The organism is Foliimonas ilicis (assembly GCF_039939195.1).
GTDB lineage: Bacteria > Pseudomonadota > Alphaproteobacteria > Rhizobiales > Rhizobiaceae > Foliimonas > Foliimonas ilicis.
In genome coordinates, this window is sequence record NZ_JBDUUH010000016.1 from 49,897 (window position 1) to 73,522 (window position 23,626).

Below are 23,626 nucleotides of genomic sequence, written 5' to 3' on the forward strand. Positions count from 1 at the left end.
CCTCGCTGAGTTGAAGGGGTAGCTATTATACGGAGGAAAGAAATTGCGGATCGCCAATATCACCGCATCGCTTCATCGCCATGACATTGTGCTGCCGGACATTCCAGACTCCGTCGAGACGCGTATGTTCGTGTTCGTCGAGGTGGAGACGGACACGGGCCTGAAGGGTATGGGCGTCACCGGCCAGTTTCTGCCGTGGGCCATCATCCCATGTATCACCCAGCAGATCGCCCCCCTCATCAAGGGCCTCGATCCCATTCACACGGAGAAGATTCACGATCTCATCTGGAGTCGTATCAACAACCGCGCCTACACTGGCGTCATCTCCCACGCGCTGTCGGCTGTTGACATTGCTCTATGGGATCTTCGCGGCAAAGCGGAGGGGCGCACTGTCGCCGAACTGGTGGGGGGATATTCCGACGCTGCGCCGACCTACGCCACCTTTGGCTATCCGTTCTTCGACGAGCATCAGATAGCCGATTATGGAAAGAAATTCGTCGCTGATGGGCACAGGATGCTGAAGATGGTTGTCGGTGCAGAGCCAAAGCGCACATGGCGCGACGATGTTCGACGCGTGCAATTCGCACGCGAAGCGATCGGCCCCGAAATTGCCCTGATGATCGACGCCAACTGCTGGTACGGTCCGCACGAGGCTCGAATGCTCGCCCAGGCGGTCGAGGACTGCAATCTTCATTGGTTCGAAGAGCCGGTGAAGCACAACGACCCTCGCAGCCTCGCCGACCTCCGTTCGCAGGTGCGGGTGCCGATCTCGTCAGGTCAGAACAACGGTCACCGATTCAGTCACCGCGATCTGATTACCCACCAGGCAGTGGACGTGATTCAGCCAAACGTCCTTTACTGCGGCGGCTTCACGGAAGCCCTGAAGGTCGCCCACATGGCGCAAGCCTTCAACCTAACCATGTCGAATGGCGGCGGATGGCCGATCTTCAACGCCCATCTTCTGTGCGGTGTGGCCAACGGCGGGCCGGTCGAGTTTCATTACGGCATGTGGCAGACGGGCAAGCGATTCTTCAAGGGAACCCCCGACCCGAAGGACGGCCGCATGCAGCTCTCCGACGTTCCGGGTCTCGGCTACGAGCCCGACTACGACCAACTGAGGGACGCGCTTGTGCGCGATCCGTCGGAGGTCTCGTTGGAGGGGCGGGACGCACACGGTTACCTCATTCGATAGCCTTAATTCCTGGGGAGGAAACAATGAAAAAGTGCATTTGGAGAAGCATCACTGCGGCAACTTTGATCGCCTCCGTGGCAGCGGTCGCGGCATTCGTGCGGCCGGCGGCGGCGCAGGATTATCCTGAAAGGGACATCCAGTACATCGTGCAGTCCGGCGTCGGCGGAGGCAGCGATATTTTGGCACGTACCCTCGCGAAGGTCCTGAGGGAGGAGAATTTAACATCTGCCCGGGTCCTGGTTGAGAACCGGCCGGGCGGTGCCGGGGCGATCGCCTACAATTACATCGCCCAGCAAAGCGGTAATCCCTACATACTCGGAGGGGTCGGCGTCAGCTTCTTTACCACACCGCTGCTCGGCAATTCAGCTATCAACTACAAGAGCTTCACCCCGCTCGCAGGGATCGCGCGCTCGCCCTACATCCTTGCGGTCAGAACCGGTTCGCCGATCGATTCGATTGACTACATCAAGGCTCACGCGGGACTGCGCGTCGGCACCGCCGCTGCGGTGTCCGATCCGACGCTTCTTGCCAACATGCTGTCGCAACAGACGGGTGCCGAGCTGAGGGTTGTGCCGTTCGATGGCGAGGGGGAAGTGCTGACTGCCATGCTGGGAGGTCATATAGATCTCGTTTTCGGCAATCCGAACGAAATCATCGAACAAGTAAAGGCGCGGGCTCTCACCCCGATCGCCGTCACCTCCAAGGAGCGCATCCCCGCACTTCAGGACGTGCCGACCTTCCAGGAGCTCGGCGTCGAGATCGTCCACAGCCAGCTTCGCGGCGTCATAATGCCACCCGACCAGGACCCGGAAGTCATTCGATATTGGGAGGATGTCCTGCGCCGGGTCGCCGAAAGCGATGCCTGGAGGACGCAATATGTCGACCGTTTCAGCGAGGTGCCCGACTTTGTCGGCTCCGAGGCCTTCGCAGCCGAAATGGAGAAGACGAACACGCTCTATGACAGGATGATGCGCGAACTGAAAATAATTCAGTAAGCCTCGGGCGTCTGCCGTTCCGGCCATGCCGGGCGGCAGGATTATTATCCATCCACGAGCCCCGCGCATCTTAGTCGCGCAGAGATCTCGCACATCGCGATCGAGTGTTTCATGTTCTCATCTCACGTCACCGACAAAATCTTCTCTGCGCTCATTATTCTGCTCGGCGGATACATTGCGCTCACCGGCGTGCAACTCGGGTACATCCATCAGGGCACGCCTGGCCCCGGATTCTTCCCGGCACTGGTCGGCATAGGGCTGGTGGCGCTGGCGCTCTGGAACATAGTGCGCGCAGCAAGGAACCGCCATCGCCTCCCCGACATTCTCAGGCGCGAAGCTGCGTATGTGGTTATGGCGTCGGCCGCCACCGCAGTCTTCGTTCCCTCTGCCTATGTCACGGGAATGCTGCCAGCAATCCTAGCCCTGATGCTTGCGATCGGTGCCCTATTCGGCCCGCGGGATCGTCGCTTCTATTCGATACTCGTCATCCTCTGCTTGATGATGACCGGCATGATCTATCTAGTTTTCAACGTGTTGCTCGGCGTTCCGGCGCTCTGACCAATCCAGGAGGACGGAATGCTCGATACATGGAATCTCCTTCTAAACGGCATAATGGCGGCTTCGACTCCGACCATCCTGATGGCGGTCCTGTTCGGTTCGCTGATCGGATTGTTCATTGGGGCACTTCCGGGCCTCGGCCCAACTGCGGGCGTCGCCATCCTTCTGCCTGTCGCAGTCAGCTTCGATGGGACGGCGGCCATCGCGGCCCTGGGGGCAGTTTACTACGGTGCTCAGTACGGGGGAGCGGTGACCGCCATTCTGCTCGGGATTCCCGGCGATGCTTCTGCCACCATGACGGCGATCGACGGCTACCAACTAGCCAAGAAAGGTAAAGCTGGCGCGGCGCTTAGCATGAGCGTCGCCGCCTCCTTCATCGGCGGGCTGATCGGGTTGGTCTTGCTCACTATCTTCGCCACCACGATCGCCCGTGCCGCCCTCGCGTTTGGCCCGTCCGAGATGACCGCCCTAATGATCTTCTCACTGGCACTCGTGAGTGTGCTGGGTGGCATCGACCCGGTGAAGAGCTTCACCGCGCTGTTCCTGGGAGTTTTTGTCGGCACGATCGGGCTCGATCCGATCATGGCCGTTCCCCGGTTCACTTTCGGCGACGTGCGGCTGTTCGACGGGATCGACTTCTCAATCATGGCGGTCGGCCTCTTTGGCCTTGCGGAGATGTTCGCCTCGCCCAGCGCGGCGGCGGAGGACAAGGGTCAGATCGCCCGTTTCCGCTTGCGGGAGTTGATGCCTAATTTCCGTGACGTGGCGAAATGCTGGTCCCCTTTGACGTCCGGCTCGCTCATCGGCTTTTTCGTCGGGATCCTGCCGGGAGCCGGCGCCACAGCCTCAACGATGATCGCCTACGCCTTTGCAAAGCGCACCTCCAAGACTTCCGAGGTTTATGGTAAGGGCTCGCTCGAAGGTGTGGCATCCCCTGAGGCTGCCAACAACGCGGCATCCTACGGCAACATGATCCCTATGTTCGCGCTGGGAATCCCCGGATCGGGGACGACCGCCGTGCTGATGGGTGGTTTGTTAATGATCGGCCTCCAGCCAGGACCGATGCTGTTCGCCACGCAGCCGGAGTTTGTCTGGACGATCTTCGGCAGCTTCTACATCGGCAACCTCGCTCTCGTGGCGATTACGATCGCGATGATCCCTCTCCTAGCCGCCTGCGCCTTTCTCAAACCTGGTTATCTCTATCCAGTCGTCGTCGGCGTAGTCGTGTTTGGCGTCTACTCGATCAATTATTCGATGTTCGACGTCGCGCTTACCATCGCTTTCGGGATGGTTGGCTATATTCTGGCCAAGCTCGAATATCCGCTGGTGCCCTTGGTGCTCGGCATGATCCTCGGCCCGCTTCTTGAACGCGGGATCCGTCGCACCCTCGTCTCGGCGCAGGGCGACATGACCGAGTTCGTCCACAGCCCGATCTCGATCATCCTCCTTTTGATGACCGTCGCGCTCATCGTTGTTCCGCTCCTGATGAGACCCAGGAGACTCGTGCAAATGGAAGGGAAGTCGACACTTGACCATCCCGCTGACGCTACAGACGCCGACAACGTTCGAAAGGATGTGAAATGAACCTGGGACTGAACGACAAACGCGCACTCGTCCTCGGTGGCGGAGGCGGACTAGGCAGCGCGATCTCCGCGACGCTGGCCGCCGAAGGCGCAAGGGTAGCCATAGCCGACATCAGCGCGGAGGCAGTACGCGAGGCGGTCGAGGCGATCACCGCCGCCGGCGGACGCGCCACCGGAGTCCGGTGGGACCTCGGCGATATTGACGCCATTCCGGGCAAGATCGCCGAGGTCGGCGACGTAGACGTGCTCGTCGCGCTGACTGGCGGGCCTCCGTCGACGACGGCGGGTGGCCAGAGCCCCGAAGTTTGGGGTATCTATTTCCGTTCGATGGTGCTGTCTGTCATTGCCATCACCGATGCTATTCTCCCCGGAATGCGCGAGCGTAGGTGGGGCCGAATCATTACCTCCACTTCATCAGGTATCGTCGCTCCGATCCCTAATCTCGGCATCTCCAACTCACTTCGGCTTTCACTAGTAGGGTGGTCGAAGACGCTCGCTGGCGAGGTCGGACGCGATGGCGTGACATCCAACATCGTACTGCCGGGGCGCATCGCGACCGGACGGATCACCTATCTCGACGAGCAGAAAGCCAAGCGCGAAGGCGTCGATGTTTTGGAGATCGCCCGACGAAGCACGGCCTCTATCCCGATCGGCCGTTACGGTGACCCGAAGGAATATGCGGACGTTGTCGCATTCCTCGCCAGCACGAAGGCCTCCTACGTAACCGGGTCGGTCATCCGCGTTGATGGCGGCCTGGTTCCCAATATCTGAAGCGGAAAGGCCGCAGCCATGATCATCGACTGGAACATCTATCCTCCCGTTCCTGGCATGCGGGCCGGCTCCGCGCGCCGGGGAATCTGCGGCGACAAGGTGTCCGCCGTACGGGTGGAAACGACGCCTGACGCAGAGTTCGACGGCAAAACCCATTGGCATGACAACGAGCAGCTCCTGGTCATGGTATCAGGCCAGGTTACCTTGACCGTCGACGGCAAGGTCTTTGATGCTCTTCCGGGAGACCTGGTCTTCTTTCCCGCAGGGTCCCGCCACGCTGCGGTCGGTTGTGGGCCAGAAGGCTGCGTTTACTATGAACTCTTCGCCCCCGCTCGACCGGATCAGTTGCCTGGATGGGTAGGCTCCTCGGTGCTTCGTTTTGAATAGATCACCGGATCTGCGCTGACGCTGCTGGTATGCGTCAAGCCTATGGTCCGGCAATGCGTTCAAATGACGAGCAGACGGCCTGCAAGACCGGACAATTAGGCCGGCGGAGACTCTCGCCAAGCTTTAGTGGTCCCGAGCAGAACGATGAAATTCCCTAAGGTTGTTGATCGAGCACCGATGTCTGCGGCAATATGGGCAAGAAGAAGTTACAATGCGACGAGAAAGCCGATAAGTGTCAACCTGTTGGATCAATCGCGGTTCGCAAAAGCTCCATATTCTGAAACGTCTTGGCGAAAGCAGCATCGATATGCGCTCGCATCGTTTCACTTGCTAGTGTCGCATCACCTTGGGCGATTGCAGAGATAATCGCTTGATGTTCCTTGATTACCATTGCCTGACGCCCTGTGTCGCCAAGACTGATATATCTCATTCGTTGAAGTTGTGTCTTTGCTCTTTCGAGGACAGGCCACACCCCATCGCGTTTGCCTATTTCGAAAATAGTCCGGTGAAACTGTTCGTCGAGCCGATAAAATTCGGCCATTTCTCGCATTTGCCCGGCGATTGCAGTCTGTTGTCCGATGATTCGCTCCAGAGCCCGAAAATCTGACTTGCTTGCGCATCGCGCCGCATCCTGAACGGCTTCGATTTCCAAGGCTATGCGAACGAATTGGGCGTCGCGCAGCATTCCAAGATTGATGCGCGAAACATATGTTCCTGATCGTGGAATGACCTGAACCAACCCTTCATCGGCAAGTTTCAACAATGCCTCTCGAACGGGGGTTCTGCTGATTGATCGCTCCTGTGAGAGAAGCTTATCCGAAATAGGACTTCCGGGGGCGCGCCTTAAAGTGACGATTTCCTCGCGAAGCTGTGCATAAATTTCTTCACGCCCGCCATTGTTGCCGTCTACCATAACTTTCCTGCATTAATTGATATACTAGATTTTAAATTAAGCTCCATAAAATGTCTAGAAAAAAAGTGAAATCCCGTTGACTCAACATTAAAATCTCCATAACTGGTATATCAGTTTTGGAGAGATTGATGAAGATTATCAGTGTCACAGCAGAAGTGTTAGTCCGACAGCTCCGCCAGCCGTGGCGGATTGCGACCTCGTTAATCACAAAATTGGAAGCGGTTTTGGTGAGAATCGAGACAGATGAGGGTATCGTTGGCTATGGCGAGTGTTGCTCACGCATCGGTCCGTCGGTCGCAATGAACGTGATTGACGAGATTCTCGCACCTCTATTGGTGGGGCAGGACCCGGCAGACATTGGTGCGCATTGGGAGCGCATGTTCAGCACTCTTCGTTTCCGCGGACATACTCGAGGGTTTTTGATTGAGGCCATAAGTGGAGTCGATATCGCTCTGTGGGATATTGCGGGGCAAAGGGCGACCCAACCCATTGGCAGACTTTTGCACGGCATGAACCACAAGGTTCTTCCGGCGTACGCATCCTCAATTCTCATCAATTCCCCTGACATGATGGCCGAAGAAGCCTTCCGTCTGGTTGAGCAGGGTTATTCCGCCATCAAGATCAAGATTTCCGGCAAAGTCACACAGGATGTCGCGCGAGTTGCTGCAGTCAGGGAGGCAGCCCCAGACATTATGCTTTTTGCTGACGCGAATTCGGGCTTTACCGCTCCAGATGCAATTGCCTTTTCGCGCAAGGTTGAACGCTACGACTTATATTTCTTGGAAGAGCCGCTGCCTCTCGACGATATTCCGGGATACCGGCGGCTGCGTGCAGCAACGGGGCAGCGCGTTGCTCTGGGCGAAGGCGAGTTCCACAGTTTCGGAATTAGGTCATTCCTTGAAGAGGGCCTGATCGATCTCGTGCAACCGAATGTAACCCGCGCTGGCGGCATTACAGGCTGCCTTCGTATTGCAGCGACAGCGCACGCGTTCAATCTACCTATCGCGCTTCACACAGGTGCATCTGGGCCTGTATGCATGGCCGCAACTTTGCAGCTGGCATCTTCCCTACCTGGGACCTTCATGCACGAGCATATGTATCTGGATAATCCGTTTGTTGACTTTTTCGAAACGCCTCTTCCTGTGCCCGAGGCTGGTGAAATTGCCGTACCGCAAGCGCCCGGATTAGGCGTTCCGATTGCCTGTACGGCTTATCCTGCGAATGGAGTCGCCGACACCTGATTCCTAACGATGGGTTCGTCGTAATGAAATGAAGCTGAATGGAGGAGAACATGCTTCGATTAAAGACAGTACTAACAGCACTCGCATTCTCTGCCGCCGCCGTGACACCGCTGCTTGCGGAAGATCTGACGATTTACTCTCATTGGCCGCGAGAGCGGATTGAAGCGCTGGTCAAGGCTTTCAATGAAGTGCATCCTGAGGTGAATGTTCAGTACTTTCGTTCAGGAAATGCTGCATTAGCTACAATCTTTACGACCGAGATGGAGCAGGATGTAGGACGGGCCGATTATATTACGTCGGACGTCGACTTCATGGAGCAATTCAAAGATGCAGGCTACCTGGAAGCAAACCGACCGTCTTCTGTCGACGAATTGGTGCCAGAGGCAACTGATCCTGACGGTTATTGGGTGCCAATTGATTTTTCACCCTATGTGATGGTCTACAATACCAAGTTCGTCTCTGAAGCCGACGCGCCCAAGGCGTGGAAGGATCTGCTTGATCCGAAGTGGAAAGGCAAGATCGGAATGGCCGACCCACGTTTAGCGGGAGGCGCACAGATCCCGATCCGTTACTGGACCGAGAACCTTCGTGAACGCTTTGGCGAGCCGCCTTTTGGTTGGGACTTCATTAACAAATTCGCTGCTCAGGATTTGGTCCTCACGACCGGTCATCCCCAACTTGCGGACTTTGTCGTGACCGGAGAAGTCTGGATTGCGGCTTCCATTGGAATAGCCAATCTTAAGACAGCTTACGAAAACAACGAGCCCGTCAAGATCGTCTGGCCTGAAGAGGGATCACCTGGAAACATCATTGCGGCAGCAATTGTTAAGGGCGCCAAAAATCACGACTCGGCGGTCAAGATGCATGAGTTTCTCGCATCTATTGGGGGCCAGACATTTCTGTCAGAGGTTGTTGGTCACACGCCTTCGAATCCGAAAGCACCCTTTAAAGCGCCTGATGGAAGGACACTCGACACCGTAAAACGTGAACTTGTGTCCATCCCCCCTGCAATGCGCGACGAGAACACCAAAAAGCTAATCGCTGCAGTGGAAGCCAACTAAGCTGGCGGTGGCGTCGATCCAATGAGTCAGCTGCGAGCGACGTCGCTGTTCTCTACGCGCGCAATCTTGGAATCCCCATGAACGCTTTACGGAAATTTGAGCCGATATATATCTTGTGGGCAGCAGTTATTGTATTCGTTGTAGCCGCAATTCTGATCCCGCTAGCCTATCTCCTGGCAGCCTCCATAACTGGAGAGTCAGGTATATTCGGGCACTACGTCCGCACCTTATCCACCCCTGGAACGGTGCGCGCAGCGGTCAACACCTTGATCTATGTAGGCGGTGTTAGTGCACTGAGCGTTATAGTTGGTGTGCCGTTAGCGTTCTTGGTGGAACGTGTAAATATCGCACCTTCGGCGGCCAAGTTGTTGCGCCTCTCGATTATAGCAACAGTGGTCACGCCAGGATTTCTCATGGCAATGGCCTATGTAAATCTTCTTGGCCCCAACGCTGGCGTCATCAATGTCTGGCTGCGAGACTTGTTTGGGCTCGGCATCAGCAAAGGCCCGATCAACATTTTCTCCCTACCTGGCGTACTGCTCCTGGGTACGCAGAGTGCGGTTGCTTTTGTATTTTTGGTAACGTCGGCTTCATTAGCCAAGATGAATCCAGAGTTCGAGGAAGCATCAGAAATCACCGGTGCCGGTCGGCTGAGGACCATTACACGCATCACCCTGCCACTTGTTCGCAACGCCATCTACGCAGGCGCACTGGTCTCTCTGGCAGGTGCGCTCACTGATTATGGCGTACCGCACATGCTGGGATACACCGTTCTGACCTTGCGGATCCGCGAGTATATGTTGGGTGGAGATTTTGCGGGCGCTGCAGCAGTTTCAATGCTTCTCGTGGCGTTTTCTATTTTCGTACTCGCTCTCTACCGTCGTTCAATCCGTGGAAACAACTTTGCCATTGTCGGCGGCAAAGGGTACCAACCTAAGAAAATCGACATTGGAGCATGGCGTTGGGCGTTCAATGCCTTTGCAGTAATCTATGTGTGTGTGACCATAATCGTACCTGTCGCCGGACTGGTAATGGTGTCATTCCTTCGCAGTCTGGGTCGTGGGTTCTCCGTAGATAACCTGACGACGCGGCACTACTACAACATTCTGTTTCGTGATGACCTAGCGTTCCGTTCGTTCATAAACAGCATGTTGTTGTCAATTTCGACAGCAGTCGTCGCTTCGCTGCTTGCGCTGGTTATTGCCTATCTGATCGTACGACGACGCAATATTCTGACCTCGGCCCTGGATTATCTTTCCGTCCTGCCCACAGGGATCGCAGGTACGGCGCTGGCGGTTGCAATTATTTTGACCGTAACCAACGCACCATTTGCAACGCTCTCCCTCTATGGAACATTGTGGGTGCTTTTCATCGCTTATTTTATCCGCAACTTTCCACTGGCGGTGCGTCCCATACAAACCACGATCATGCAACTTTCTCCCGAACTGGAGGAGGCCGCACGCCTTGCCGGCGCTTCATGGTTGCATTCCACACGAACCATTATCGTGCCGCTGATCCTGCCTGGTATCCTGGCTGGTGCAGTGCTTGTTTTCCTGGCATCGCTGACAGAGGTTTCTGCCTCCATCATTCTCCGTCATATCGGAACCGACACTGTTTCGACCGCGATTCTCGACATCTGGGACTCGGGCGGCGGCTATCAGCAAGCGTCAGCTTTCGCTGTCTGCATATTCGTGACGATGGTCGCAATCGCGCTGCTCGCCCAGTTGGCGCAGCGTAAATCCAAACTAACGGACCAAGATTTTGGGAGATGAGTATGGCTATTGGCCAGCTGACTATCAGCAATCTGCACAAACACTATAATACGTTTCGAGCGGTTGAGGACGTGAACCTGAGCGTTCCGCCCGGATCCTTTCTTTCACTGCTTGGCCCATCAGGTTGCGGTAAGACGACCACGCTTCGGATGATTGCAGGTTTTATCCACCCAACGATTGGTGAAATCGAAGTCGATGGCGAAGTCGTCTCAAGCGCAGACTTCGTCTTGCCTGCAGAAAAACGACAAATGGGTATGGTGTTCCAGAGCTATGCTGTCTGGCCCCATATGTCTGTTTTCGAAAACGTGGCCTATGGATTGCGCACGCGGCGGACCGCTGATGCGGAACTGAAGCGTCGCGTGAATGAAGCTATAGAAATCGTTGGTCTCAAGGGACAGGAGCAGAAGTTCTCGAGTCAGCTATCAGGCGGACAGCAGCAGCGCGTTGCCCTGGCAAGAGCGGTGGTGACCGAGCCACGCATTCTGTTGCTTGACGAGCCGCTCTCAAATCTTGACGCTAAATTGCGCGAATCCATGCGCATCGAGTTGAAGCGACTGCAACGGAAACTGGGTATCACTGCGATCTTCGTCACCCACAATCAGGAGGAAGCTCTGCTTCTTTCGGATCAGATCGCGGTTATGAGCCAAGGGCGGGTGATCGAACTCTGCGGACCGCACGATCTCTACGAAAAACCTCGTACTAGGATGGTGGCCGAATTCGTTGGATTATCCAACATTATCCCCGGCAGCGTCACCGCAATACGTGGCAACTTCGCCACCCTGGAGACGCCTATTGGCAAGATCGAAAGCCTTGCTCCTCACTTGGCATCGGATGAGAAGCCGGACGGTAGATTTGCGCTTCTTGTCAGGCCGGAATCGATCGAACTCTGGCAGGATCCCGGTGAAGGACGCCATCGTGGGCGAATTGTCGAGGCACTCTATAACGGCAACATCATTGATTATCTGGTGAAGCTGGAGGCTGGCGACCTGTCGCTACGCATCCAGCAATTTGCCCCTCAGCGACACGCAGATGGAGACACGATCTTCGTCGGAATACCAAAAAACGGCATCACAGTGGTGGAAGATTATGCAACTAAAATCTAAAAAACACTCAGCGCCCATGGCCGGTGCAAGAATAACCTCAGTCAAGAGTTGTTTGACCGATGTGCCGCTGAATAATCCCGCCGTATTCGCCACCCGAACGGTTACGTCGCGTCAGTACCTCCTTGTACGTGTGGAAACTAGTGATGGATGTTCAGGCATCGGAGCGGCGTATGTTGGTGATGAAGGTGGTGAAATTGCCGTCGCTGCAGTGCGCAGTCTTCTGGCCCGACAAGTTATCGGCGAAGACCCGTCGCTCACTGAAGCATTGTGGTCAAAGATGTATCGGCACGCCTTGCTGCAAGGGCGCGCCGGATCTGTCTTGCGGGCGATCTCGGCGATCGACATCGCTTTGTGGGACCGCAATGCCAAAGCTGTCGGCCTTCCCATCTGGCGAATGCTCGGAGGGTGCATGTCCGGCTCCGTACCAGCCTATGCATCGGGTGGATACTATTATCCTGAACGCGACGTCGATCAGCTACAGGCTGAATTCGCGGGCTATGTTTCACTCGGGTTTGACGCTGTGAAAATGAAAGTGGGACGCGCGTCACCTTCCGTAGATCGTGATCGCGTCCGCGCCGCACGTGAAGCAATCGGACCTGATGTTCGCCTCATGATGGATGCAAACAATGCATGGCCCGATGTCGCAACCGCTATGCAATTCTTAAGCCTTGTAGAGGAATTCAATCCCTTCTGGATCGAAGAGCCGTTTTTGCCTGACGACATTGAAAGCCATGCACGCTTGGCCACTAGAACTAGTATTGGGATTGCAGGCGGAGAAATCGAAGCAGGACGCTGGCGGTTCCGTGATTTGATTGAGCGCGGCGCTGTTCAGATCGCGCAACCAGATATGTTTGCGTGTGGCGGTGTCAGCGAGTGGTGTCGAATCGCAACGATCGCCGACGCCGCAGGTATTCCAGTATGCACGCATGCTTGGCAAGACTTTCATGCGCCGCTTATGGCGTCCGCACCCAACGCAATGTTTGTCGAGTATTTTTCCGATGATCGCATCGTGAATTTGCAGAACCTGCTTGATCGACCGCTATTAATCGAAGGCGGACGCATGGTGTTAAGCGAAGAACCAGGGTTCGGATTCGAGTTCAATGAGATGGCAGTTGCAAAGTCAATGCGGATGGGCTGGGAATGATGGATTCGACTATGATGACAACGCTAACAGAAAACGTGGCGCGATATATCGTTCAGCGGCAACTGGCTGATTGGACCGACGATGCACGCGATAAGGTCTGTATCCACATTTATGACACCCTGCTTGCGATGCTTTCGGGTCGACACCTTATCGCCGGCCAAAAGGCACTGTCATATCAAAAGGCTTTCTGCAGCAGCGGTACAGCAAGAATCGTGGGGACGGATCTTTTCGCCTCGCCAGAGATCGCGGCAATGGTCAATGGGATGTTTGCCCATGCCGATGAAACCGATGATACTTCCGAGACTGCCCGTATGCATCCCGGCGCATCGATTATTCCCGCAGTTTTGGCGCTCGCTGACCACCTTGGCAGCAATGGGGCTGACATAGTGAACGCAGTCCTGATCGGTTACCAGGTTGGCATAGCGTTTCCCAAGGCGATCTGGGCCGAGGATGCTGCTAGAATGCATTCGGCCCGGGCGACCCATAATGCTGGCCAGGTGATGGGTTCCGTGGCGGCTTGCAGCGCCATATTGAAGTTGGATACTCGGGCCACGGCATATGCGTTGTCTTATGCGGCCCAACTTTGTTCCGGCGTTAATTCGCTTTATCGTGAGCGCAGTCATGTTGAAAAGGCCTACGTCTTCGGGGGAATGCCTGCCGAACAGGGCGTCCGTGCAGCGCTGATGGCAAGCTTGGGTTTTACCGGAGTGCCCGATGTTCTGGATCGCAACATCAACTTCTTTGATAGCTTTGAAGGGCTGTCGACACCCGAGCGTTTAATGGAATTGATCGAGTCGCCGAAAGGCGGGGTATTTGAGGCTGACATCAAGCTTTACCCCGTAGGGTTGCCGATTCAGGCCGCAGCACAGGCGATGGACGAGATTCTTTCAACAGGAATTCGCGCGAATGAGGTGCAAACAGTTCGATGCCATCTCCCGTCCCAGAAGGCATATATCGTTGATGACCGCGATATGCCTCCAATCTCGCTACAATTTGTTCTAGCGACCATGCTTGAAGATGGGGAGCTTACTTTCGCCAACTCTCATGATCAGGAGCGTCTGGATCGAAATCGCGGCGGCGAATTAATGCGCAAAGTAACACTAGTCCATGACGACGATATGAACCCAGTTGAGCGCAGTGGTAGTCGCAACAAGGCGCATCTTTATTTAACAACCAATGACGGTAGGTCACTGACGGCGAAGGTGGAGCAATTGAAGGGAACGCGCTTCTCGCCGGCAACCTGGACAGATATGGAAAGAAAGGCCGCAATGATCTTCGGTTCAGACTCAGTGAAATTGGGTGGGCTTGCCCAACAGGTGCGTGACCTGGCGGAACTTGGGCTCGTGGCGACCTTGCGTACAGCAGGATTATTACCAGGTTAAAGCGACGACGAATGATCATCGAACAGCTCCCTAAAATGCAAGTGGCGTCATGCGCCAAACAGAGTTAGTCTGCTGGTTGCACCAGAACCCCGAGCTTGACCCTTCATTCACTCGTCTGAAGCGACACTGCCACTCTGTCAGACCACTTAAGTTCTATATGCAGAACCACTAGTGTATTGATTCCAACGTTTGGTGCCCGCGTCTGACGACTGCGATGATCTCGTCGGGATCGGCTCAAGCCGAGCTCTGTCCGAAACCGTAATGCTGATGCTGATACCAGTACGCGTCCCGCACTGTCGCATGTCGTACCGACGCCGGAAATTCCAGACAGGACGCTTCCGTCCCGATCAATCCACTAGTGGCCCATCACGATGTATCGGCAACAACTGCTGAGCCCTTGTTTCTTCATTGACGGGTCGTTCGCAACCGCCAAGGCTTCCCCTTTATGGCGTTTTCACAGGTGGCCGGCACGCCGTACAGCACATGCCAAAAGATGAGAAGGGGATGGTTTTATAACAGCTGGCCCGCAGTGTTGTCACATTCTTAAGACGACCTTAATTGCTTTTTGCGAAGTTTTTGAATCTTCTGGCAAGGGTTGTATTACCTAATGGCCTCGTGGCGGAGTGGTTACGCGGGAGACTGCAAATCTCCAAAGCCCCGGTTCGAATCCAGGGCGAGGCCTCCAATAAGGGTAGCCCAAGTCAGAATAGGAGGCTTTGTTTGCCAGATCGATTATCAATCCTCCTTGATCCTCAACTGCGTCCGGAAACACACCTTTGCCGGGTGCAGCTTTTGCATGAAGTTATGCCACGATATCCTTTCGCTGGATCGATAATAGGAATACATCAATATATTACGCGCAGTTCAGGTGCACCAGTTTGGGGGACGTGTGATAATTGCAAATGGTCGCCCGATGAGACTGGGCTTTTCGATCAGCACCCCACTGGCCGCGATTGGATTCGCGATATTTCTGCTCACAGCCATCCTCGCGCTCGCAGGTCTCATGATCTGGCAGAGTTATTCGTCAGCCCTGAGAGCCGGGGAGGCCAAGGCGGCCTCGTCAGCACAGATTGTGGCTGCGCATCTGGAGTGGATGATCGAGGCGAGCGATCAGGCTCTTCGTCGCATCGACTCTGCTCTCGGAAACGATCCGGTCCGGGATTCCGTCAGCGCCATCGCCGACATCAGTCAGGCAGTCGGCGATCTTCCTGAAGGGTTCCAGTATTCGGTTTACGACGAAACCGGGCGGCTGAGGCTGTCGAGTGTCCCGGAGGCTGTCGGAATCGATGTCTCCGATCGCGAATATTTCAAGCGACTGGAAAGTGGTGAAATGATCGTCATCTCGCCGCAACTCGAAGAACGCCTCAGCGGGGAACAAGTCTTCGTCATTGGACGCCGCATCTCGCGCGGCGGGAGGTTCCATGGCGCAGCCAGCATTGCCATCCCCACGCGAACTATGGACGAGTTTTGGAGCGCAATGGAATTGGGCCCCAACTCGACGGTTTCCGCCATCCGCACGGATGGTTGGCTGATCGCCCGCCATCCCCAACTCGACCGGCCGATGGATTTCAGCGGAACGCCTTTGTTTACCGAATATCTAAATCAACATTTGAGCGGGTTCTATCACAGCGCGGTATCTCCCGCCGACGGCATTTCCCGGATTGTCGGTTATCACAAGGTCGAGGATTGGCCGCTCGTGGCGACGACCGGGGTCGAGCGGGGCGAGGTCCTCCGGTATTTTCGCGGCAACCTTGTCGGCGGGCTGGTGGTTAGTCTGCCAAGTATCGCGCTTATGGTGCTTGGTACGCTGTGGATCGCGAGCCTTCTTCGCAGTGACGTCATGCGACGCGAGCAACTTGAGCAAGCGCTGGAGCGGAATGCCTTCCTGCTTCGTGAGATTCATCACCGGGTGAAGAACAATCTTCAGGCTGTTGCCTCGCTTTTGCGGCTGCAGCCGCTACCGGAGGAAAGCAAGGCAGACATGTCTCGTCGCATCGCCGCAATGATTGCTGTCCACGAACAAATTTATGAGTTTGACCAGTTTGACCAGCTTGACTTCGCTTCATATATCAAGCGGCTGGTGAGGGATATTGCTACGGGCTTTCCGGGCGACATCGAGATCGAGTTTAAAATGAAACCGGTCAGCATAGAGCGGGACCACGGTCTTCCGCTCGGTCTCATCGTCAACGAGGCAGTATCGAACGCCTTCAAATACGCCTTCAACAAAGGGAAGGGCCACCTTCTGGTGCAACTGTCTGCGGACGCCGGAGCAGCTAGTCTGCTGATCAGCGATGATGGACCCGGTTACGTCCCGCAACAAACACTAAAGGGAATGGGCAGCAAGCTGATTGCCGGGTTCACCGCTCAGATAGGCGGTACACTGGAAACCGACACTTCAAACGGCACAACCATCATCATTCGTTTCCCGGCGGCGAAATAACCGGCAATTCTCGCAGGACGCGTAGACAATCACAACATGGGGTCGTTTGCGGGAGAGGGCGAAATCCTACTCTAAGCCGAGGACACGCTTTCCGTAGTTCCTGAGTTCGCCGTTCGGGCCGACGTAGCGGTAGAGGGTGACGCGCTCGATCCCGAGTTCCTTGCACAGATCGGAAATGGACGTGTCGCGTTGCGCCATGGCGGCCTGCGCGAGGCGCACCTGAGCTTTGGTGAGGGCAAATTTTCGCCCGCCCTTTCGTCCGCGCGCTCTAGCGGCGGCGAGGCCGGCCATCGTCCGCTCGCGGATCAGATCCCGTTCGAATTCGGCGAGGGTAGCGAAGATACCGAACACCATGCGGCCGGATGCGGTCGTGGTGTCGATCTGAGCGCCTTTTCCAGTCAGCACACGTAAGCCGATCTTCCGTTCTGATAGGTCCTTCACAGTGTTGACCAGATGGGCAAGCGACCGTCCGAGGCGATCAAGCTTCCAGACCACCAGTACGTCGCCGTCGCGCAAAGATTTGAGGCAAGCGGCTAAACCAGGCCGATTATCCCGACTGCCGGAAGCGCGATCCTCATAGATGTTGTCCTGTTCGACGCCTGCAGCGCGCAGGTCGTCGTGCTGCAGATCGAGGGACTGCGAGCCGTCGGCTTTTGAGACGCGGGCATATCCGATCAGCATGTTTCTTAAACGTTGGTTTGAGGCGGTGCTTTGGCCGCGATTGCATCGACCACTGGAAACGTATCTCAACCAGCTTCATAAACAAAGCGTCTTGAACACTACCCCCCATTTGAAAAAGGAACATCGATGCCGCGTCGCGTCACTTTAACCGATCGGCAGAAGGATGTGCTGTTGCGCCTGCCGACCTCGCAGGCGGATTTGCTCAAACACTATACCCTGAGTGACGAGGATCTCGGGCACATCAGACAGCGCCGCCGCGCTCACAACAGGTTCGGCTTCGCCCTGCAATTGTGTGTTCTGCGCTATCCTGGTCGAGTGCTGGCTCCGGGCGAGCTGATACTGGCAGAGGTCGTCGAGTTCATCGGAGCGCAACTCGGCTTGAATGCCGACGATCTCGTTGACTATGCCGCTCGCGAGGAGACACGGCACGAGCATCTAGCCGAGTTGCGGGCGCTCTACAGATTCCGCACCTTCTCCGGACGCGGTGCGCGCGAGCTGAGGGACTGGTTGTTCCGGGAGGCCGAACTGGCGGTGTCGAACGAGGATGTCGCCCGTCGCTTCGTGGTCGAGTGCCGTCGAACTCGCACGGTCCTTCCTGCAACATCGACGATCGAGCGGCTTTGCGCCACGGCCCTGATCGACGCCGAGCGGCGGACCGAGACGAGGATCGCCAGCCGGTTGTCCATGCCGATCCGGGAACAGTTACTGGCATTGCTCGAGGAGACGACGGACGATCGGGTGACCCGCTTCGTGTGCTGCGGCAGTTTGAGCCTAGCTCGAACTCTTCGTCGGCCAACCGGCTGCTCGACCGGTTGGAATACCTGCAACGTGTCGATCTTCCCGAGGATTTGCTGGCCGGTGTTCCTGCCCATCGGGTGACACGTCTGCGCAGGCAGGGCGAGCGGTATTACGCCGACGGCATGCGTGATCTCCCGGAGGACAGGCGGCTTGCGATTCTGGCCGTGTGCGCATCAGAATGGCAGGCGATGCTCGCCGACGTCGTGGTCGAAACCCATGACCGGATCGTAGGCAGGCTCTACCGTGCTTCGGAGCGCATTTGCCAGGCGAAGGTCGCGGATGAAGCGAACGCGGTGCGCGACACCTTGAGATCCTTCGCCGAAATCGGCGGAGCCTTGGTCGATGCACAGGATGATGGCCAGCCTCTGGACGACGTCATTGCGCGCGCATCGGGTTGGGACGGCTTCAAAACCCTTGTTGCCACCGCGATCAGTCTGACTGCGACCATGTCTGGCGATCCACTCAACCACGTGCTCGATGGCTATCATCGTTTCCGCCGCTATGCTCCCCGTATGTTGCGTCTGCTCGAACTTCGGGCCGCACCAGTCGCGCTGCCGCTTCTGGAAGCGGTGATGGTTCTGCGCACTGGTTTGAACGATGCAGCGCTGACCTGCTTCCTGCGGCCGAGCTCGAAATGGCATCGCCACCTTCGTGCCCAGGCGTCTGGCGACACCCGCCTCTGGGAGATCGCGGTGCTGTTCCATCTGCGCGATGCGTTCCGTTCCGGGGATGTCTGGCTGGCCAGATCCCGACGCTATGGTGATCTGAAACAGGCTCTCGTTCCTGCGCAGGCAGTGGCGAAAGGCGGTCGTCTCGCCGTGCCATTGCGGCCGGAAGAATGGCTAACGGACCGGCAAGCTCGCCTCGATATCCGGTTGCGCGAACTGGGCCGCGCCGCGCGCACCGGCACAATTCCCGGCGGGTCGATCGAAAACGGCGTTCTGCATATCGAGAAGCTCGAAGCCGCCGCGCCGACCGGCGCCGAAGATCTGGTGCTCGATCTCTATAAGCATGTACCGTCCACGCGCATCACCGATCTCTTGTTGGAAGTGGATGCAGCGACCGGCTTTACCGGATCGGGCTGATGAACGTCATCCTTGCGGAGGGGATCAACCTCGGCCTGCGCAAGATGGCTGACGCCACAAACACCCACACCTTCTGGGAGTTGATCCGCATTGGACGGTGGCATGTCGAAGGCGAAGCGTACGACCGGGCGCTGGCTATGGTGGTCGAGGCGCAGGCAGCGTTACCCATGGCCCAATTCTGGGGCATGGGCACTTCGGCTTCGAGCGACGGCCAGTTCTTCGCCGCCACAGAGCAGGGCGAAGCCATGAACCTGGTCAACGCGAAATACGGCAATACCCCGGGCCTGAAAGCCTATAGCCACGTCTCCGACCAATATGCGGCGTTCGCCACCCAGGTGATTCCTGCAACGGCGAGCGAAGCCCCCTATATCCTCGACGGCCTGCTCATGAATGACGCTGGCCGCCATATCCGCGAGCAGTTCACCGACACGGGCGGCTTCACCGATCACGTCTTTGCCGCGTGCGCCATTCTCGGCTACCGGTTTGCCCCTCGCATCCGGGATCTGCCGTCCAAGCGACTCTATGCCTTCAATCCATCGGCCGCCCCGGCGCACTTGCGGGCCTTGATCGGCGGCAAGATCAACCAGGCCATGATCGAGCGCAACTGGCCCGACATCCTACGCATCGCCGCCACCATTGCGGCCGGAAGCATCGCGCCCAGCCAGATACTGCGCAAGCTCGCCTCCTATCCGCGGCAGAACGAACTTGCCACGGCTTTGCGCGAGGTCGGCCGCGTCGAGCGAACCCTGTTCATGATCGACTGGATTCTGGACGCCGACCTGCAACGCCGCGCCCAGATCGGGCTCAACAAGGGCGAAGCGCATCATGCGCTGAAGCGAGCAATCAGCTTCCATCGCCGGGGTGAAATCCGCGACCGTTCCGCCGAAGGCCAGCATTACCGGATCGCCGGTATGAACCTGCTCGCCGCGATCATCATCTTCTGGAACACCATGAAGCTGGGCGAAGTCGTCGCCAACCAGAAACGCGAGGGAAAATTGCTATTGCCCGATCTGCTGGCCCATGTCTCGCCGCTTGGATGGGAGCACATCAATCTTACCGGAGAATATCGTTGGCCAAAGCCTTAGCGTAGGATTCCGCCCCCTCCCGCAAACGACCCCACTGGCGAAACTCGGCCTTCGGCTTGCCATCGTGATCCACGATCATAAGTGCTCGAAACGTCCCAGTCATCCGTTCCTCCGACGCAGTTCAACAAACATTCAATTGGTTCCGCGCGTCTGGAAGCCGGCGCAATATTCGTCCAACTTCGAGACCAGGACGCGCATCTCATGCGCCGGAAGAAACGAGCCGGTGATACTGTTTCGGGCAAGAGCAATGATCTCCTCGCCCGACAGATCGAGTGCCGTCTGGCATTGAAGGAAATTGTCGTTCACGTAGGCGCCGAAGTACGGCGGGTCATCAGAGTTGATGGTCACCTTCAACCCGGCGTCGAGCAGTCTGCGCAACGGATGGGCATCAAGCGACGAAGCGACACTGAGTTTCAGGTTTGACACCGGGCACACTGTGAGCGCGATTTGCTTTTCAACCAGTTCCGCAACAAGGGCCGGATCCGAAAGGCAGGCGTTTCCGTGGTCGATCCGGTCCACCTTGAGCAAGTCGACCGCTTGGCGCACATAGTCGGCCGGCCCTTCCTCGCCGGCATGGATGCAGGTGCGGAAACCCCGTTCGCGACATGTTCGGAAGTAGTTGACAAATTTCGATGGCGGGTTGGGCAGCTCCGCACCGCCCATACCGATGCCCAAAATCCTGTCCTGCCACGGCATGATGGTGTCGAGCAGCTCCAAGGCATCGGCCTCCGACCTGTGCCGGTGGGTGCTGACGATCAGTCCGGCACTAATCCCCAACGCCTTCTCGGCATCCCGAATTGCTCCCAACACACCTTCCATCAGCTCGGTCAGAGGGGTGCCGCGCTCGGTGAAGCTCTGCGGACCGATGAACAGTTCCGCCCGCACAACGTTCTCCTCGTGCGCCTTCACGAGATAGTCGTAGGTCACATCGTAGAAGTCCTGCTCCTGCACGAGCACCTTGCACCCCTCGAAATAGAGAGTGAGGAACGATTGCAGATCGTCGAACTGGTAGGCGGAGCGCAGCGCATCAGGGGAATCCCAGCGCAGCGGTATCCTGTTGCGCTGGGCGAGCGCAAACATCATGTCAGGCTCGATGCAGCCCTCGATGTGCATATGCAACTCAGCTTTCGGGATTCCTCGGATGAAGTCCTGTATATTGTTCATTCTCATGTCCTCACGCGTTGACGACGCGCCCTCACTGTGCGGTTAAAGGGTCGACTGCTTGCTGCGGTTTTCTGCCGTTGCGTATTGAGAGGAGATTCCTCAAGGTCTGATCCGCAACTGACGCAGGCGTGCATCGCGTTGCAATGTGCGGCGTGATGCGGATGCGAGGCTCGCCCCAGAAAGGATGTTCTCGTGGCAGCGGTTCTTGGATGAACGTATCGAGCGTCGCGGCGGCAATGCTGCCGGCGGAGAGAGCGTCGAAAAGATCTGCCTCTATCAGGTGCTCGCCCCGCCCGACATTGATTAGGTGGGTGCCGTCCTGCAGGTGGGCAAAGAGGGACGAGGAGAGAAATCCGCGGGTCGAACTGGCAAGCGGAAGAAGGCAGACCAGGCAATGGCAATCACGGAGGAAACTTTCCAGTTCTTCCCGCCCCTGAAAGAGGCTGGAAAAATGTGGCGCTGGCCTGCTCGATCGGCGCCGCCAGCCACGAACAGGATACCCCAAGGTGGTGAGGGCCTGCGCGCAAACGGAGCCAAGATTGCCGGTCCCGAGTATCCCGACGGTATGGGTCGCGGTCGAACGCACGGGGCGTTGATGCCAGCTCTTTAACTCCCGGTCGTCCGCATAGTCGTCCAGCTGGCGCTGATGGCTGACGACCGCCCAACAGACATAGGCGGCCATGCCCCGCCCCATGTCGTCATCCGACGCCCGGCAAACCGTCACCTCGGGCGGCAATTCGGGGTCTGCCAACAGATGATCGACGCCCGCGCCGGAAGACTGAATCAAACGCAGGTTGGTAAGTCCGCCCAGAATGCCCGTCGGCGGTCGCCAGCACACTGCGGCCTCAATGTCGGATGCATCGCCCAACTGATCACTAAAGCGGAGATCAATATTCGGATAGCGATCTCTGAAAGCCGCCGCGAGATTGGCCGCATCGCTGCCAAGTAACACAATCGACGCCTGCACCTGCCCAAGTTCGGCGTCATTGATCAAGGTTCCGGCCATCATCTGACGTCCGTCTCAGGATAGGTAGGAGGTGCCAAACCGCATCTCAAGCTGGCGGCGAAACGCGTACCACTCTCGAGCCAGCGGATCGGCCTGGCCTTCGTTCGAGCCGCCGCGCTCGAACTGCCTTGCCGTGTGCTCGCGTGTTTCGAGGGACACTTGCCGCACTTGCTGTCCCGTCGCCTCGATGGCGAGCTGAACCCGGCAGGCGCGCTCGAGATTGTGCATGAGGATAAAAGCTTCCGAGACTGTGCGACCGACAGTCAGCAGACCATGATTGCGCAGGATCAGCGAGCGAGACGTCGGCCCAAGGCTTTGGACGATACGTTCCCGTTCTTCGAGATTGAGAGCGAGGCCCTCGAAATCGTGGTAGGCAACCCGGTTGTAGAACTGGAACGCCCACTGGTTGGTCGGCTGCAAGCCCTGTTCGAGGGATGAGACACCAACGCCGCCGATTGTGTGAGTGTGGATGACACAGGCAGCGTCGTGCCGCGCCATATGAATCGCGCTGTGTATGGTGAACCCGGCCGGGTTGACGTCGTAGTCCGAGGCCTCGACCTTGTTTCCTTCGGTATCGATCTTGACGAGAGACGATGCCGTGATCTCGCTGAAAAGGAGGCCGAACGGGTTGATGAGGAAGTGATCCTTGGTGCCGGGCACTCGCATAGAGAAGTGTGTATAAATGCTGTCGTCCCAACCAAAGAGCGCCGCTAGCTGATAGGCTGCGGCGAGATCCTCTCGAGCTCCTTGCTCGGTGTTGCTGTCACTCCAATCCTGATTCATTTTCATCGGTTTTTCCTCTTGGCCGTCCGTTAGTTGTTGGAAGTAAGGCTATGTCTTTTTCCAGCGCTCTTTTCGACAGCCGCCTTCGGGACGATCGCGCGCGCATGAGTCCCCTTGCCGATAAGGCCCGCCTTGTCCTCCGCCCACACGTCGAAGAGGAAAAGCGACCCCTCGGTTCCTACGAACCGCGCATATGCCGTGATCTCGCCCCCAACGCGTGTAGGGGCAACGTGTTCGAGCGATACGCGGGCTCCAACCGAAAGCTGTCCGTCCTGCAGGAGAGGGTGGAGCGCCTTCGCTGCCGTCCTTTCGATCTGCGCGAGGAGCCACGGCGTCGAAAACACGGCGGGGAAGCTTTCGCCAGGCTCCAGCGCCAATTGCTCGGCCAGATGCTGTTGCTCCACGGTAAGGATAGTGGTTGTCGTTGCCCCAGTTTCAATCTCGGTCATAGTACTTCCCCGAACGGTTGTTGCTTATGAAAT

Annotated in this window: 19 protein-coding genes, 1 tRNA gene and 1 pseudogene; 15 read left to right on the plus strand and 6 right to left on the minus strand. The window is 57.1% G+C overall.

From position 1 onward, the window contains the following. Positions 1-43 precede the first annotated feature (43 nt). From ABFT80_RS25595 to ABFT80_RS25620, 6 genes are all read left to right on the plus strand, one after another. Entirely contained in the window at positions 44-1,192 is a 1,149-nt protein-coding gene (locus ABFT80_RS25595; RefSeq protein WP_347974781.1) for a mandelate racemase/muconate lactonizing enzyme family protein, read from the plus strand. A 74-nt stretch (positions 1,193-1,266) separates the two neighbouring features. Next, complete coding sequence (locus ABFT80_RS25600) at positions 1,267-2,187, plus strand: Bug family tripartite tricarboxylate transporter substrate binding protein (protein ID WP_347974782.1); 921 nt, start codon at positions 1,267-1,269, stop codon at positions 2,185-2,187. A 111-nt stretch (positions 2,188-2,298) separates the two neighbouring features. Beyond that, the gene (locus ABFT80_RS25605) at positions 2,299-2,745 is read left to right on the plus strand and encodes a tripartite tricarboxylate transporter TctB family protein (protein ID WP_347974783.1); all 447 of its coding nucleotides are present in this window, start codon (positions 2,299-2,301) and stop codon (positions 2,743-2,745) included. An 18-nt stretch (positions 2,746-2,763) separates the two neighbouring features. Further along, on the plus strand, positions 2,764-4,329 hold the full coding sequence (locus ABFT80_RS25610; RefSeq protein ID WP_347974784.1) for a tripartite tricarboxylate transporter permease: 1,566 nt from the start codon (positions 2,764-2,766) through the stop codon (positions 4,327-4,329). Next, on the plus strand, positions 4,326-5,099 hold the full coding sequence (locus tag ABFT80_RS25615) for an SDR family oxidoreductase (protein ID WP_347974785.1): 774 nt from the start codon (positions 4,326-4,328) through the stop codon (positions 5,097-5,099). The genes ABFT80_RS25610 and ABFT80_RS25615 overlap by 4 nt, the downstream gene beginning before the upstream one ends. Before the next feature lie 18 nt (positions 5,100-5,117). Then, positions 5,118-5,486 (plus strand): cupin domain-containing protein, encoded by a 369-nt coding sequence (locus tag ABFT80_RS25620; RefSeq protein ID WP_347974786.1) that lies wholly within the window; start codon positions 5,118-5,120, stop codon positions 5,484-5,486. A gap of 235 nt (positions 5,487-5,721) precedes the next feature. Here ABFT80_RS25620 and ABFT80_RS25625 read toward each other — a convergent pair whose 3' ends face one another. Then, the gene (locus tag ABFT80_RS25625; protein WP_347974787.1) at positions 5,722-6,399 is read right to left on the minus strand and encodes a GntR family transcriptional regulator; all 678 of its coding nucleotides are present in this window, start codon (positions 6,397-6,399) and stop codon (positions 5,722-5,724) included. A gap of 128 nt (positions 6,400-6,527) precedes the next feature. Here ABFT80_RS25625 and ABFT80_RS25630 point away from each other — a divergent pair, with 128 nt between their 5' ends. The 8 genes from ABFT80_RS25630 (at position 6,528) to ABFT80_RS25665 (ending at position 16,542) form a co-directional block, all read left to right on the plus strand. Beyond that, complete coding sequence (locus ABFT80_RS25630) at positions 6,528-7,640, plus strand: mandelate racemase/muconate lactonizing enzyme family protein (RefSeq protein WP_347974788.1); 1,113 nt, start codon at positions 6,528-6,530, stop codon at positions 7,638-7,640. Between the two features lie 50 nt (positions 7,641-7,690). Beyond that, positions 7,691-8,701, plus strand: a complete 1,011-nt coding sequence (locus ABFT80_RS25635) for an ABC transporter substrate-binding protein (RefSeq protein WP_347974789.1) — start codon at positions 7,691-7,693, stop codon at positions 8,699-8,701. A 77-nt stretch (positions 8,702-8,778) separates the two neighbouring features. After that, the gene (locus ABFT80_RS25640) at positions 8,779-10,473 is read left to right on the plus strand and encodes an ABC transporter permease (protein ID WP_347974790.1); all 1,695 of its coding nucleotides are present in this window, start codon (positions 8,779-8,781) and stop codon (positions 10,471-10,473) included. 2 nt (positions 10,474-10,475) lie between these two features. Continuing rightward, positions 10,476-11,576 (plus strand): ABC transporter ATP-binding protein, encoded by a 1,101-nt coding sequence (locus tag ABFT80_RS25645; protein ID WP_347974791.1) that lies wholly within the window; start codon positions 10,476-10,478, stop codon positions 11,574-11,576. Further along, a complete protein-coding gene (locus ABFT80_RS25650) occupies positions 11,560-12,720 on the plus strand; it encodes a mandelate racemase/muconate lactonizing enzyme family protein (RefSeq protein WP_347974792.1) in 1,161 nt (386 codons plus the stop codon). The genes ABFT80_RS25645 and ABFT80_RS25650 overlap by 17 nt, the downstream gene beginning before the upstream one ends. Beyond that, positions 12,717-14,102, plus strand: a complete 1,386-nt coding sequence (locus ABFT80_RS25655) for an MmgE/PrpD family protein (RefSeq protein ID WP_347974793.1) — start codon at positions 12,717-12,719, stop codon at positions 14,100-14,102. The genes ABFT80_RS25650 and ABFT80_RS25655 overlap by 4 nt, the downstream gene beginning before the upstream one ends. 609 nt (positions 14,103-14,711) lie before the next feature. Next, a tRNA-Cys gene (locus tag ABFT80_RS25660) sits at positions 14,712-14,787 on the plus strand. A gap of 228 nt (positions 14,788-15,015) precedes the next feature. Continuing rightward, complete coding sequence (locus ABFT80_RS25665; protein ID WP_347974794.1) at positions 15,016-16,542, plus strand: sensor histidine kinase; 1,527 nt, start codon at positions 15,016-15,018, stop codon at positions 16,540-16,542. Between the two features lie 66 nt (positions 16,543-16,608). Here ABFT80_RS25665 and ABFT80_RS25670 read toward each other — a convergent pair whose 3' ends face one another. Next, positions 16,609-17,223 carry a recombinase family protein gene (locus tag ABFT80_RS25670; RefSeq protein ID WP_347974795.1) on the minus strand — a complete coding sequence of 205 codons (615 nt, stop codon included), beginning with the start codon at positions 17,221-17,223 and terminating at the stop codon, positions 16,609-16,611. A 126-nt stretch (positions 17,224-17,349) separates the two neighbouring features. Between ABFT80_RS25670 and ABFT80_RS25675 the strand changes: the two are divergent. Next, positions 17,350-20,191 (plus strand): annotated as a pseudogene (locus tag ABFT80_RS25675) (Tn3 family transposase). A 132-nt stretch (positions 20,192-20,323) separates the two neighbouring features. Here ABFT80_RS25675 and ABFT80_RS25680 read toward each other — a convergent pair. The 4 genes from ABFT80_RS25680 to ABFT80_RS25695 are packed head-to-tail and all read right to left on the minus strand — an operon-like array spanning position 20,324 to position 23,593. Then, a complete protein-coding gene (locus tag ABFT80_RS25680; protein WP_347974796.1) occupies positions 20,324-21,355 on the minus strand; it encodes an adenosine deaminase in 1,032 nt (343 codons plus the stop codon). A 31-nt stretch (positions 21,356-21,386) separates the two neighbouring features. Next, positions 21,387-22,364: a 2-hydroxyacid dehydrogenase gene (locus ABFT80_RS25685; protein ID WP_347974797.1), complete on the minus strand. Its 978-nt coding sequence runs from the start codon at positions 22,362-22,364 to the stop codon at positions 21,387-21,389. A gap of 12 nt (positions 22,365-22,376) precedes the next feature. After that, positions 22,377-23,150: a class II aldolase/adducin family protein gene (locus tag ABFT80_RS25690; RefSeq protein ID WP_347974798.1), complete on the minus strand. Its 774-nt coding sequence runs from the start codon at positions 23,148-23,150 to the stop codon at positions 22,377-22,379. Between the two features lie 23 nt (positions 23,151-23,173). Continuing rightward, the gene (locus tag ABFT80_RS25695; RefSeq protein ID WP_347974799.1) at positions 23,174-23,593 is read right to left on the minus strand and encodes a thioesterase family protein; all 420 of its coding nucleotides are present in this window, start codon (positions 23,591-23,593) and stop codon (positions 23,174-23,176) included. Between the last annotated feature and the right edge of the window lie 33 nt (positions 23,594-23,626).

Bases quoted from the DNA above. Each gene is read 5' to 3' on its own strand.
- ABFT80_RS25605 (WP_347974783.1), top strand. From the start codon at position 2,299: ATGTTCTCATCTCACGTCACCGACAAAATCTTCTCTGCGCTCATTATT.
- ABFT80_RS25610 (WP_347974784.1), top strand. From the start codon at position 2,764: ATGCTCGATACATGGAATCTCCTTCTAAACGGCATAATGGCGGCTTCG.
- ABFT80_RS25615 (WP_347974785.1), top strand. From the start codon at position 4,326: ATGAACCTGGGACTGAACGACAAACGCGCACTCGTCCTCGGTGGCGGA.
- ABFT80_RS25620 (WP_347974786.1), top strand. From the start codon at position 5,118: ATGATCATCGACTGGAACATCTATCCTCCCGTTCCTGGCATGCGGGCC.
- ABFT80_RS25625 (WP_347974787.1), bottom strand. From the start codon at position 6,399: ATGGTAGACGGCAACAATGGCGGGCGTGAAGAAATTTATGCACAGCTT.
- ABFT80_RS25630 (WP_347974788.1), top strand. From the start codon at position 6,528: ATGAAGATTATCAGTGTCACAGCAGAAGTGTTAGTCCGACAGCTCCGC.
- ABFT80_RS25635 (WP_347974789.1), top strand. From the start codon at position 7,691: ATGCTTCGATTAAAGACAGTACTAACAGCACTCGCATTCTCTGCCGCC.
- ABFT80_RS25640 (WP_347974790.1), top strand. From the start codon at position 8,779: ATGAACGCTTTACGGAAATTTGAGCCGATATATATCTTGTGGGCAGCA.
- ABFT80_RS25645 (WP_347974791.1), top strand. From the start codon at position 10,476: ATGGCTATTGGCCAGCTGACTATCAGCAATCTGCACAAACACTATAAT.
- ABFT80_RS25650 (WP_347974792.1), top strand. From the start codon at position 11,560: ATGCAACTAAAATCTAAAAAACACTCAGCGCCCATGGCCGGTGCAAGA.
- ABFT80_RS25655 (WP_347974793.1), top strand. From the start codon at position 12,717: ATGATGGATTCGACTATGATGACAACGCTAACAGAAAACGTGGCGCGA.
- ABFT80_RS25665 (WP_347974794.1), top strand. From the start codon at position 15,016: ATGAGACTGGGCTTTTCGATCAGCACCCCACTGGCCGCGATTGGATTC.
- ABFT80_RS25670 (WP_347974795.1), bottom strand. From the start codon at position 17,223: ATGCTGATCGGATATGCCCGCGTCTCAAAAGCCGACGGCTCGCAGTCC.
- ABFT80_RS25680 (WP_347974796.1), bottom strand. From the start codon at position 21,355: ATGAACAATATACAGGACTTCATCCGAGGAATCCCGAAAGCTGAGTTG.
- ABFT80_RS25685 (WP_347974797.1), bottom strand. From the start codon at position 22,364: ATGATGGCCGGAACCTTGATCAATGACGCCGAACTTGGGCAGGTGCAG.
- ABFT80_RS25690 (WP_347974798.1), bottom strand. From the start codon at position 23,150: ATGAAAATGAATCAGGATTGGAGTGACAGCAACACCGAGCAAGGAGCT.
- ABFT80_RS25695 (WP_347974799.1), bottom strand. From the start codon at position 23,593: ATGACCGAGATTGAAACTGGGGCAACGACAACCACTATCCTTACCGTG.